The organism is Methylorubrum rhodinum (genome assembly GCF_014199935.1).
GTDB lineage: Bacteria > Pseudomonadota > Alphaproteobacteria > Rhizobiales > Beijerinckiaceae > Methylobacterium > Methylobacterium rhodinum.
Genome location: NZ_JACHOP010000003.1, coordinates 351,522 through 362,955, shown reverse-complemented (window position 1 = coordinate 362,955; position 11,434 = coordinate 351,522). Strand labels below are relative to the sequence as shown.

General features: G+C 60.6%; 15 protein-coding genes. 6 read left to right on the top strand and 9 right to left on the bottom strand.

Annotated features, from left to right (window positions below):
- Positions 1 to 662 (bottom strand): toprim domain-containing protein (locus HNR00_RS06080; RefSeq protein WP_246390320.1); only part of this gene is annotated, 662 nt, incomplete at its 3' end.
- Between the two features lie 16 nt (positions 663 to 678).
- On the bottom strand, positions 679 to 915 hold the full coding sequence (locus HNR00_RS06075; RefSeq protein ID WP_183566426.1) for a DUF6894 family protein: 237 nt from the start codon (positions 913 to 915) through the stop codon (positions 679 to 681).
- A gap of 446 nt (positions 916 to 1,361) precedes the next feature.
- Here HNR00_RS06075 and HNR00_RS06070 point away from each other — a divergent pair, with 446 nt between their 5' ends.
- The 3 genes from HNR00_RS06070 (at position 1,362) to HNR00_RS06060 (ending at position 2,830) form a co-directional block, all read left to right on the top strand.
- Positions 1,362 to 2,015, top strand: coding sequence for a hypothetical protein (locus HNR00_RS06070; protein WP_183566512.1), 654 nt, complete (start codon positions 1,362 to 1,364; stop codon positions 2,013 to 2,015).
- Between the two features lie 109 nt (positions 2,016 to 2,124).
- Positions 2,125 to 2,460: a DUF3768 domain-containing protein gene (locus HNR00_RS06065; RefSeq protein ID WP_183566422.1), complete on the top strand. Its 336-nt coding sequence runs from the start codon at positions 2,125 to 2,127 to the stop codon at positions 2,458 to 2,460.
- Between the two features lies 1 nt (position 2,461).
- On the top strand, positions 2,462 to 2,830 hold the full coding sequence (locus tag HNR00_RS06060) for an XkdD/Y8K6 family phage-associated protein (RefSeq protein ID WP_183566419.1): 369 nt from the start codon (positions 2,462 to 2,464) through the stop codon (positions 2,828 to 2,830).
- Positions 2,831 to 2,924: 94 nt separating this feature from the next.
- On the opposite strand, the gene HNR00_RS06055 is transcribed toward HNR00_RS06060, so the two are convergent.
- Positions 2,925 to 3,191: a helix-turn-helix domain-containing protein gene (locus HNR00_RS06055; RefSeq protein WP_183566416.1), complete on the bottom strand. Its 267-nt coding sequence runs from the start codon at positions 3,189 to 3,191 to the stop codon at positions 2,925 to 2,927.
- Between the two features lie 128 nt (positions 3,192 to 3,319).
- Between HNR00_RS06055 and HNR00_RS06050 the strand changes: the two genes are divergently transcribed.
- The 3 genes from HNR00_RS06050 (at position 3,320) to HNR00_RS06040 (ending at position 4,909) form a co-directional block, all read left to right on the top strand.
- Positions 3,320 to 4,147: a hypothetical protein gene (locus HNR00_RS06050; protein WP_183566414.1), complete on the top strand. Its 828-nt coding sequence runs from the start codon at positions 3,320 to 3,322 to the stop codon at positions 4,145 to 4,147.
- A gap of 178 nt (positions 4,148 to 4,325) precedes the next feature.
- Positions 4,326 to 4,562 (top strand): LexA family protein, encoded by a 237-nt coding sequence (locus HNR00_RS06045; protein WP_246390318.1) that lies wholly within the window; start codon positions 4,326 to 4,328, stop codon positions 4,560 to 4,562.
- Complete coding sequence (locus tag HNR00_RS06040) at positions 4,559 to 4,909, top strand: hypothetical protein (protein WP_183566509.1); 351 nt, start codon at positions 4,559 to 4,561, stop codon at positions 4,907 to 4,909. The genes HNR00_RS06045 and HNR00_RS06040 overlap by 4 nt, the downstream gene beginning before the upstream one ends.
- Before the next feature lie 263 nt (positions 4,910 to 5,172).
- Here HNR00_RS06040 and HNR00_RS06035 read toward each other — a convergent pair whose 3' ends face one another.
- The 6 genes from HNR00_RS06035 to HNR00_RS06010 form a co-directional block, all read right to left on the bottom strand.
- Positions 5,173 to 6,903, bottom strand: coding sequence for a DUF927 domain-containing protein (locus HNR00_RS06035; protein ID WP_183566411.1), 1,731 nt, complete (start codon positions 6,901 to 6,903; stop codon positions 5,173 to 5,175).
- A 310-nt stretch (positions 6,904 to 7,213) separates the two neighbouring features.
- Positions 7,214 to 8,116 (bottom strand): hypothetical protein, encoded by a 903-nt coding sequence (locus HNR00_RS06030; RefSeq protein WP_183566408.1) that lies wholly within the window; start codon positions 8,114 to 8,116, stop codon positions 7,214 to 7,216.
- A 25-nt stretch (positions 8,117 to 8,141) separates the two neighbouring features.
- Positions 8,142 to 8,885 (bottom strand): hypothetical protein, encoded by a 744-nt coding sequence (locus tag HNR00_RS06025; RefSeq protein WP_183566406.1) that lies wholly within the window; start codon positions 8,883 to 8,885, stop codon positions 8,142 to 8,144.
- Between the two features lie 107 nt (positions 8,886 to 8,992).
- The gene (locus HNR00_RS06020; protein WP_183566402.1) at positions 8,993 to 9,631 is read right to left on the bottom strand and encodes a hypothetical protein; all 639 of its coding nucleotides are present in this window, start codon (positions 9,629 to 9,631) and stop codon (positions 8,993 to 8,995) included.
- Positions 9,632 to 10,031: 400 nt separating this feature from the next.
- Positions 10,032 to 10,484 (bottom strand): hypothetical protein, encoded by a 453-nt coding sequence (locus HNR00_RS06015; protein ID WP_183566399.1) that lies wholly within the window; start codon positions 10,482 to 10,484, stop codon positions 10,032 to 10,034.
- Positions 10,485 to 10,488: 4 nt separating this feature from the next.
- Positions 10,489 to 11,073 (bottom strand): recombinase family protein, encoded by a 585-nt coding sequence (locus tag HNR00_RS06010; protein WP_183566396.1) that lies wholly within the window; start codon positions 11,071 to 11,073, stop codon positions 10,489 to 10,491.
- Between the last annotated feature and the right edge of the window lie 361 nt (positions 11,074 to 11,434).

Genomic DNA, 11,434 nt, shown 5'->3' with positions numbered 1-11,434 from the left:
AAGTCCTCGGGCACGAAGGTGCGGATGCGCGCCTCAAGATCGGCCAGGAGGGCCAGCGTCGGCGTCTGAACGCCGCCGAAGCGCCAGGGCTCGCGAAAGCTCGGCGGACGAAGCCGCAGCGAGATCGCGCGAGTTCCATTTAGTCCGAGATGGTAGTCCTCGTACTGGCGACAGAGCGCTTCGAGGTAGGCTGCATAATCCTGCTCGCCCGAGGCCGTCTCCTTGGCCAACGCCGCGAAAGCCCGTCGGATCGAGAGGTCATCGAGCGCACCAAGCTTCAGCCGATCCACGCGGCCCCGCCAGCCGAGATGCTCGAGCACCTCCCAAGCAATCATCGAACCTTCGCGGCCGGGGTCGGTCGCGATGATCACGCGCTCGACACCGGTCAGCGCCTGCCGGATCTGGGCGAGTTTCGGCGCGTGCGACGCACCGGAGCGGTTCTGCCCGCAGGTGACCGGGATGGTGTCGAGCACGATCGGGAGTGCATCGAAGCGCCAGGGCTTCCAGTCCGGCCGAATGCTTCCCGGCTCCTGCGCGGTCAGCAGGTGCCCTTCGGCCGCCACACAGACGGTGTTCGGCGAGCGGAAGAACCGCTGCATTTGCCGCATCGCCGAGGGCTTCTCGAAGAAGAACAGCGTGCGGCCGGTACCCGGGGACGACATGCGCAGCGTCCCGGTTCTAGGCCGCCTGAGTGGCCGCGTCGGCGCGCGGCATGAAGGGCTGTACCAGCACGCGCTGGCCGCCGGAGTCGTGAACGCTGACACGCCACTGCGCCCAGTCTTCCTGGTCCTCCAGACTGCCCATCACCCGCTCGGCGGCGCGACGGGTCAAGCGGTCGAGCCGACGGACATCCCTGCCGACGGCATCGAACACGCAGGCAGAGCCATTGGTCGCGTGGAAGCGATAGCGGGCCATCGGGTGCGGATCCTCATCGCGGCAGCATCAGACAACGCAGGCGTTCGCTTTCTGTTCTATATGCGGACGTTCGTCGTCAAGGTGCAATGCGTTGTGCAACCCAGCGAGGCTTCATTACGGGGCCTACGCCAGTTCCAAGGCTCTCAGAGGCCAGATCGCGGCGGGGCGGTGCTCGCTGGGGGCGCGGCAAGATCGTCGCGGTAAGTGCTGCCTTAAGCGCATTAGGATTATATTCTTGACATTGCATAGCGCGCATGCGATGATGCTGGTGTCGATTGATGAACCGCCGCGCCGCGGCGGTGTCGGTCGATGTTCCAGCAGGAGGTGCGGCGTGATGCGACCCCATCGAAGCCAGCGGCAAATGCCGCCGTCGCGACTAGCCCTCTCCCCTGCACCTCCACAGAAGGCCCCCATCACGGGGGCCTTCGTCGTTTCAGGAGCCCTTCATGACTGCCGCAGCCAAAGCCCAACCGACCGCGCCGGTCGCCGTCACGGCAAATCCGCTGGCACCGCAACCGCCTACACTCATCCTGTTCGGCCGCGATGGCGGCGGCAGGCCGCGCGCCGCCTGGTTCGACGCATCGGACGCCGAAGCCGCCACTAGTGCAGCCGCGACGATGCAACTGAGCACCCTGCCAGTCGCCGACGAGGCCGGTCGCGATCTCGCCCAGCAGCTCGCCCGCGGTCGCGTCCTGCCAAACGGGCGGGCTCAGCTCGCTTCGACCAAGCCTGAACTCGTCGCGCGCATTGCTGCGATGGCCGAGGCGGAGGCCGGCCAACCGCGTCCCTCGAATCCACCAGCCGCGCCCGACACCGCCAAGCCGGCGGCGCCCGCTTCCCCCGAGTCTGCCGAGAAGCCCCCAGCCCCGCGGCCGGGCGACCGTACTTTCGTCGGCCATCCCCAGCCGCAGGAGCGAGCCGAGATTGGCCTCGGCAGCGTCGTGCTGGCGCTCGAGGCCCCCGGCGAGGGCTGGTGGGAGGCCGAGGTAATCGGCATCAACGGCGCCGTCCTCTCGCTGCGCTGGTGCGACTACCCCACCCAACCGACCCTGCTGCGTAAGGCCACCGAGCTCGCCCTCCTACCCGCTGGCGCCGCCTGAGCCGAACCGCCGACCGGTCCGGGCCGCCGAGGCGCGCTCGGACCGCTTCATGCGGCGCGCTGCCGTTTCCGGCCGCCGCCCACCTTCCCTTCTTCCCGCGAGATCTCCGATGACCGACATCCTCGATGTGGGGCGCGTGGCTGCGCTCAACGACATCCTGCGCCGCACGCTCACCGGCGGCACCCTCGTCCTGAGCGCTGGCCTGATCGCGCTCGGCCGCGAACGGCAGCAGTGCATCCTCGACGCGATTGCTGCCTTCGATGGCTTCACGCCCGACACCGACCCCTACGGCGAGCGCGATTTCGGTGCGCTGGAGGCGGCCGGCGAACGGATCTTGTTCAAGATTGACTATTTCGATCGGGCGCTGAGTGCTGCGTCGTCGGACCCGGCCGACACCAGCGTCACGACGCGCGTATTCACGGTCATGCTCGCCGCGGAGTACTGACATGGCCGGGCGAAGGCTGTCGGCCGCGGCGATCCCGACCCCGGGACCGTGGCTCGTGCGCGGGGAGGCCGATCCGGAGGCGCCGCCGCATGAGGTGATCCTCGGGATCGAGCCGGCGAGCGAGGAACGGCCGGGCGGCTGGCCCTACCTCGTGCGGCGCGACGCTTCGGTCGAGCGCGGCGCTTGCCCGTTGCACATCGCCACCGGGATCCAGCGGCTGGCCGACGCCCGGTTGATCGCCGCGGCACCGGACCTTGCCGCGGCGCTGCTGCGCGTTCTCACCACCCCCGCCCTCATGCGCCACGACCTCGACGCTGCCACGCGCGCTGCGATCGACACGGCTTGGGCGCTACGGCTTGGGCGCTGCTGATCCGGGCTGCTCCCCATCTGGAGGTTGGACCGTGAGGCCGAAGGCGCAGCTCCATCCGCGATCCTCGGCACCGGCGGTGTCGACGTCCTGCCGCTCAGCGCGGCTTGGCGCGACGTCCAGCCTTCAGAGGTGCGGGCGCCGCGGCTCCCGGTACCGGGGCGATCAACAACTCGGCCACCGGTACCGACACCGCCGCGGCCAGGGCCTCCAGGGTCGCGATCGTCACGTTTTCCGAGCCGCGCTCGACCCGCCCGACATAGGCGCGGTCGATGCTGGCGGCGAGCGCCAGCCGCTCCTGCGACAGCCCCTGGGCGACGCGCAGGCGCCGCAGGTTCCAGCCGATGATCGCTCGCGCCTCCATCGCGCGAGCAAGCCCGATCCGCGGCTTGACAATCGACGGACTGACAGTCCCTCATTTCGCCGTTGCCGGGCATGACAGCGGCTCGCCCCTTCCTCTCCCTTTCTCCAAGTCCCGCGTAGGAAATCACTATGGACAACACGACAGGCTCGCTCTCGATCTGGCCTATCCTTTTCGTCGCCGTAGGTGCGTCGGTCATTGGTTGGGCCGTTGCCAAGCGAAAGAAGCTCGATCAGCGCTCCTGGGCATTAGGATGCTTCTTCTTCCCCCCGGTACTTATTGCGCTGCTTATTGTACGGCGCCGGCAGCGAGCCGGTGACACGGAGGCATTTCGCGAGCGCTGGGCTTCGCTGGCCAGCTACGACCCAGAGATCAAGAGTGCAGTCGACCGGATGACCGCGCTGGGGCCGGAGGCGGTCGAGCAGTTCCGTCTCGCCTACGCCGACGTGCAATCGAAAGAGTCGATCCCCTTCATCGTTGCCGACATCGAACGCCGCTGGGCTCTGGGCGACCGCTTCGACGGGAGCCGGAGATGGTCCGAGCAGCTGACAGAACTGCGCCGGCAGGGCCGGATCACCGACGGGGAGTATGCCGGCCTGAAAGGCCGATTGGACGAACCGTCTCAATCAAGAGGGCGCTGGGTCAGCTGGTGGTGGACGCTGCCTGCACTGTTGATTGCAGCGTTTGTGTTCTGGCCCCGCATCCCAGGGGAATTTCCAAGCTGCACGTCGCACACATCGCGTGAGCTGGTTCGGCAAGTTGTCGAGAACGGCCCAAACTCGAAGCTGACGAACATCGAACTTCTTGATCTCCATGAAATTGAAGAGAGAGCTTCTGACCCCAAGGTCCCCGAAAGATACTGCTCAGGAACGCTGACGCTGAACTCGGGCGAGCGTTTCATTCTCTGGCGACTTCATCAGCGCAACAACAATGTTTTTGTTGAGGTGAGTGGATTGTAGTGATGTCAAAATTTAGATTTAGCTTGCAGGCGCGCTTTGCACAGATATGGTCTGCCTCAAGGCTGTGGATGTTTTCTGCCGACATGCCTCGGTTTGCCTCCCGCCTGCCCACGAGTCTGACCGAACTCGACCGACGTTTCGCCGACAGCCGCCCCCTTCCAAACCGGAGGCGATACATATGAGGCACGTGCGGGCTGTTGCTCGGTCACCCGGCCACGGCAGCATCGTCGTCGCGGCCGTCGATGGCGAGATGTCGATCAAGTGCATGGTGGTGGAGGGCAACCGCACGCGGCTCGCCTTCAACAACGCCGAGCTGCCTATCTACGCGCTGCAGGAACTCGCCGAGGCCACGATCTGGGGCGTGGTGCGCTTCACCATCCGCTGGCACCTCGTTAGCGCCGGGCTGTCCCGGTGAGCGGGCCGGCGGCGCGGCGGCGCGACCGGATCGGCGGCGGGCGCGCCATCGCGCTGATCGACGGCAACAGCTTCTACTGCTCGTGCGAGCGCGTGACCGGCATCCCCGAATGCACCGATGCGGCCGCACGCGAGCTCGTCCGTCGGGTGGTCGAGGATGGTCCGAACGCCAAGCTTCAGAATTTCCGGCTGATCACGCTCGATGAGTTCCGACAGGTGGTCTACAGCGCGGAGGCGCAGGAGCGGCATTGCACGACGACTGCGCTACTCAATGCCGGGCGGCGGCGGATTAGCTGGGCGATGTACCGGCGTGAAGGCATGCTCATCGCCGAGATTTACGGCCTCTGACGCTCACCCAAACATGATGCTGAGTGCTTGCGAAGGACGCACCCTAACCAGCATGGTCGGTGCGGTTGTCAGCACACTGCTCGATCGGGCGGCCGGGGACCGGACGCGCGTGACGCGTCCGGTCGGAACAAGGGCTTCAAAGGATGTGGCCGCCGCTGGACTAACCACCCTTTTGGTGATTGGCGCGGAGCACCGTTCTCGCTGCACTAGGCTTGGCCCGTTCGGTCCATAGGTCAAAACTAAAGTCGCCAGCACCGAGACGGTTACGATTTGCAACTACCAAATCGGCGTAAAGCGCGTTGATGCGCATCCACAACATCATCAACAACCGTAATGCAATAGACACGTGGAGCATCGCGACAGATGCGGCCAGGTGCTTTGATTGTAAGCTTCGGCTGCTGCCCTCCCTCTGTTTGTGCTCTTCCCTCGTCTCGAAGCTGATTCAATATGGCTCGATAATTGGGAAATTCCTGCTGGAAACGCTGTGCTGAGACTATTAAGTCCATTTGCTTGCCAGAGCAGCGTAGAACGCCCGCTTTTTGCAAAAATTCCCCCTTTGTGAGAGGTTTTTTCAATCTGGAAGCTCGAACAATATTGCCCCGATTTCTCTTGCGGTATGCCCGGACGAGATCAACCGCCGAAGGAGCGACCGGTGCGGCACTGGCTCCAACGAGCGAGCGGTAGATTGCTAAGGTTGCAGGTAGGAGCGCTCCCCAAGATTTAGGGATGACGCCCCACTCTTGAGCGAGTGTGCCAGCAACAAAGGTGAGTGCAAGGACTTTCTTGCCGCGGGCCATACCCTTTGCCGGGACTTCATCGTGGGCGGCATCGTAAAAACGTTGCATCAGAGCTTCAATTTTGCGGCGAAGTTGGTCCTCATCCCGAGCAGTCTCCGCCACGAGGCGTCGCATAAACACTCGGCCGGCCACGCCGTAGTGTTCATTAACCGCCATGCGCAGGTGCTCGGCCGCAGCTTGAGCATCAGCGAAGTCCCTGGGCACAAATTGAAAGACGCCCAGCTTATGGTCTTCTGGGATCGAGATGGTAACGATCCGCGAGTTCAACGCATCCAGAACCGTCTTGTCACCTTTGACAAGGTCGCGTCTTGGCACATTGCTGGTGCTGAGTGTCGCCACCCGCACGTTTGGAGCTACAACGGTGTCGGTGAGGCGCTTACGGCTGCCGTTCGTCGCACCCTTGAAGCCGGCCTTCAGCAACAAATCTCGCTGATCTCGGCCATCTAATCCTGCCAGATTGACTTCATCGAGAGCGAGCAAGCTGTCGGCGTGCTCGCGCTTTTGCGGATCGTGGGCGTTGATCGTCATATCCCATGTTTCGGCGCCTCCTACATCACTAGTGGGATCGCCCGCGTGCGCTGAGGCTGCGACAGTCAGGATTGTTGTTTTAGCAATTTCTCCCTTACCGACAATTTCGACTTGCGGGTTCTGAACGTGGGCTGGCGCCAATCGCAAAAGCGGTCCAACAAAGGCATATCTCACGATGAATAGGGGAATCGGCTGATCCGCGATCGCCTGACCTATGGATGCTTGCCACCCTGCTAGACTGCCGACCGGCTTGAACTTTGCGTTCGGTTTGAACGCGATAATCACTTCGCGATCATCACCATCGGGCCGCTCGACTTCTCCGTTGCCATACACGTAGTGGGCTTTTTCGAGCCAACCTGGCCGCCCGGCGACCAAAGCGGGGCGATAGCCCTTGAATTGCTCCACTTGCACTGCAAAATCATTCCTTGATTTGCGCGTCAGGAGGACCGTGCCTGTTTGAGATAAGCGTTCAAGCACAGCTCTTTCGTTGCCCACCAATTCTGGTAGATTGAACCAGCACGAAACAGTCGGTGTACCATAGCAGATCCAGCGGATTTTATCCTGATCTATCACAGCATCAATTATACCTGGGATGCTCTCGTCATGACGCGAAATCCGATTGTCTCCTTGCCTATGGACAGCGAGGCTAGTCGGCATTTTGTCGATCATCGTATTTCCTTGTTGAATGGAAGTGGGAAGGTGGGAAAGGCATAGAAATCCCAGATTTCCCACCTCTCCCACGTATATTTGACAGTTTGATAGCCATTTCAGCGCTGATTATTGCAGTTCACACTGTTTTCCTTCAAGTTACCTATTACGAGGCAGTACTGATTTGGCAATAAATTGAAGTCAATACTACCAAATAGGCAAATGCACGTAGGAATCTTGATATTTTTTCAGCACTCGCATTCAAGCTTTGTGGAACACAAAAAACTTTCTGCTGGTTTTACGTTTTAGAGCTGGCCCCCACGATTAAACGTCAATTTAAAGTTGCTCGAACAAGCTGGAGCTGTCCTGAGTCAGCAAGCTCGAAGCGCAAGCCGAGCAAAACGATCCGTCCCGTCATCCCAGCTCGATCGAGCGCTCGGACAGCGCGAACGCGTTGATCGACGGTGAGGGGACGATCGCGCGTGGTGCGCACCATCTTCCCCCGCGTTTCGTCGAACTTTTCAATGGTCTGACGCCGTTGAAAGTCGGGTTTCAAGGCATAGGCAATCGCCGCTAAGCCGCCGTCCCAGCGCATGGTGCGAACTGGACGCGGAACCGTCTCCGTCCTTGGGATCAGCCGCTTCAACGTAGCGATCGCTGCTTGTGCTTCTGTTGCCAACGCCAAGCCGTACAGGTGCACGCAGGCGTGGGATGCAAACCGTTCGGATTCGGGCAAAGAGGTCCGATGATCCTCGTTGCAGCTCATGTCGAGCCCAAACACTCCGACAGTGATACCCACTTCCTGCAGCATCGCCCGCGTTCGCTCGCCATAAGCAACGAAATCCATGCCTTCGTCCCGATCGGAAACCGGCAGGATGATCGAAACCGTCATCCAGGCCTGACCGGCCAAGCTAGTGGTGAACCGATGTGTGACGTGCACGAAGAGCCGTTGAAGGGCAGCAGCGCAGCGGGGGCAGGCAGGGTGCCGACAACGATCGCGCAGCCGATGTCGACCGCACGCAGCGATGATCCTGGCTAGCGCTGCCAGATCAGCGTCGGCACGGCCGTGCTTGCGCAGCCAACGGCGGCGTCGCCTCATCTGCGCCCGGATCTCGGCGCGGTTGGGCGGACGCTTACCGCGGCGGCCGACCGGCCAGGTCACAGCGCCGGTGTTGTAGCCCGCTCCTGCCGCCATCGCTGTCGCGATCACGCGCTCAGTGGTGGGGAGAGCCATCGGCTCCCCCTTTCTCGTCCGCCGCTCAAACATGGGCAGCCTCCGTCGCTGCTAGGACCTCAGCCTTTTCGAGATCCTTGGCGAGCCGCAGGAACGACTGGCCCAACCGCAGCACGCGCTCGCTCTGGGGGCCCGACGTCGTCAGTGCAGCAACGAGCGTCGGATACATCGCGACCGGCAGCGGAAAGATTTCCTCCACGCGCTTCTCGGTTCCGCTCAGGCGCAGCGTGAGCTGGTTCGGTTTCACTTCCTTTTTTTGGCCGTCGCGCTTGTTTGTCTCTTTAGATCCCGGCTCTTTTGGCTCTTTGGTCCATTCGACGAACTGCTCCACCGGTATTTTACTGGTAAGTGCTTCGTTGAGGATCTTCGCCCACCCCGAGCACAGCTTCCTTTCAGCGGTGTCAGTCGGACGAGCTGCGATCTTCAAGATGACTAAAGCAGGATTTTTTCGCGTGGCAGCCGTTGTTTCCACCTCAGAACGCTTGATGGCAATATCAAGGAGCTCAGGGTCGTTGCCGACCAGGGTCAACAATTTGTAGCTCGGGAGCATTAGGCCCAGAACCCGATCTGCCCACTGGTTCCCGAAGAACCCTTCCCCGTTGTTGTACGCTGCACACTCCTCACACGCAGCTTTTATTTCCTCCTCGATCCCTAGTTCAATGACTGGCGTTGGCTTGGTCTTGTCCAAGTTTTCGGCCGACTGGAAAACCGGAAGCGCACCAAGCGCCTCATCGACCGAGGCTGGCTCTGGCATCGTGTTGTTCAGCATGATGATACCTCCGCCTCGAAATTGAGGTCGGCTGCACCATACGATCGGCCAAAAACGCGCGCACTTTGCACTGCTGCAAAGTAGGGTGTAAACTATTGGTATGACTATCAAATTAGGTTCGTCAGCTCGTCTGGAAGCGGCTCAAATGAGACCTCCCGAATGGGCAGGGGAGCCGAGAGCTGCAAATCAGCTACGACATATCCCTGGCGTTGCAGCTGCGAGCGAACGAAAGCGTACTGTCCAAGATAGGATCGAATTGTGTCGAGATCATCAGTTTTATCGAGTAGGATATCGACGAACTTTGACGCGCTAGGTTTTTCCGGCCTCATGTAGTTGCCGCCGAAATGATCGAGCCAATTGTACGCGGCAAAGTGATATCCCACACCTTTATGTTTATATGCAGTCGAAAGCCCTTGAAGATCGGGAAAATATAATCTGATGATTGTGTACTCAGGCTCATCATTGTTCCATTTTAAAAGCGATTCAGAGCGTGACCAGTTGCACTGCCAGTCGGCCCCGCCGTAAAGTGCGAAATTCACTGATACATGGTAGAGCGGTACATAGCTCTTTTGCTTAATCCGCGTGATTTCTATCAACCGACTGAGCTCATGCCAAGAAAGAGTGCGAGCATGCCGTGTGGAAATATTTGATATTATAATCTTTCGCAAGAGAAATTTCGTAGCTTTATCGCGAAGAAGAGTTTTCATCATCAAGTTTTGGCTTGTATCAGAGTAATTCTCTTGCATTACATTCTCTAATAGTCGCACCCTCGCGACCATACCTGCAGTTCGGAGAGCCGCACGGGATACCCTAATCCAATTATCAGGAAATGGTTCTGAGCTTATTCTTGTATTTTGTAGTTTTTTACCAATCAATAAGGCTACTTGCAATTTATAAAGGCGTATGGCACGCGATAATCTCGGATTAGATCCTTCAAGTATGTAGTTAAATGATTTGGCCAAGTCGTACTTAATATATCTATCTCTGGGCATGCAGCCACCTTCTATAGGTTATGACGCGCTTGTCTCAACACAATCGAAGAAATTTACCATTGCCGTCTTAAGCTGTTTTAAACCTCGGCAGCGAAGGCGCGTGTCTACAGCGTCAAGCTAGAGCGAACACAGGGCGCTCGATCGATAGCTGACATCATTCAGTCCGGACATACCGGAATGGGTAGGGCCCGAGAAACAGATCCCCCATGGCCCTGCGATAGCGGTAGGTGATCCAGCGTTGGCGCAGATGCTCGGCGCGATCGTGAAGCATGTGGCAGCGCTGGCACAGCGCCCTGAGGTTGGCCGGTGCGTTGTTGCCCGGGTCGTGATCGAGATGGGCGCAGGCAAGGGAAACCCGCGTGGTCGCGAGCACCGTGCTCCTCGGCAGGCATTCGAGTGGAGCCAGCTTGAGAGGGCGACCGCGGCCGCTGCGCCAGGCCTGGGCGGCGGCATCCCACCAGCGCCCGTCACCGAGGTGAAACACGACCTGCCCATGCGGCCGGCCGCAGCCCTCGCAGCACCCCTTGGCCCGGCCGAAGCGGATCGCGTCGGACAGCTGCGGCCAGTCGATTGGGTAGAGCCAGCGGTTCTCCGGACGGATCGGCATCGGCTCAGCCCTGGATCCGCGCCTGGCTGCGCGCACGGGCTTGGGGGAAGTAGCTGTAGAACGTCACCCGGCTGACCCCAAGGCGTCGGGCGATCTCGGCGACTGAAATGGTCCCGGAGGCGAGCAGGGCCCGCCCAATGTCGATGTCCTTCTCGGACAGGGCCTTGGGCCGGCCGCCCTTGCGACCACGGGCCAGAGCCGCCTTCAGCCCCTCCATGGTGCGCTCACGATTGAGGTCGAGAAAGTACTCGGCCATCGCCCCGTGCATCTGCAAGGCGAAGCGGCCGTGCGCGGTGGCGCTGTCGAACTGCTCGGTGAGGGAGCGGAAGTGGACCTCCTTGATCCGCAGGCCGTCGATCGTGCGCATCATCTCGACCAGGGAGCGGCCGAGCCGATCGAGCTTCCACACCACAAGCACATCGGTCGGACGCAGGTAGGCCAGTGCCGCCTCGAACTCGGGGCGCCTGGTCCCAGCCTTGCCGGACTTCTTCTCCTCGAAGATCCGCTCGCAGCCAGCCTTGGTCAGCGCGTCGCGCTGGAGGTCGAGGTTCTGATCCTGGGTCGAGACGCGGGCGTATCCGACGAGCATGTCAGGACAGTCGCACAGCCGCGTTATTCGAACAATAGATTTCCTATCATGTTTTCCTGACAGAAACGAGGCCGTTTAGGCGGCCCGGATGGCGGCTCCGTTGCAGTGTCAGGAAAACGGTCGTTTTTCGCACATTCATTCACGATCAGATGGCAAAATAATCTGCGGACCTTCAGCGAACCTTCAGCCGCTTTATGCTATGCGTTTCTAAAGGACTCGATCCGGTGAGGTGTATGATGAAAGCAAAGCTTATTTCCGCGCTCTCCGTGAGCGCATGTCTCCTTACTCTGCCTGTCAATGCCTATTCGCAGGTTGATAATCGGACTGGAGATGTTCGTCGTACTGATGCTAGGCGCGTGCA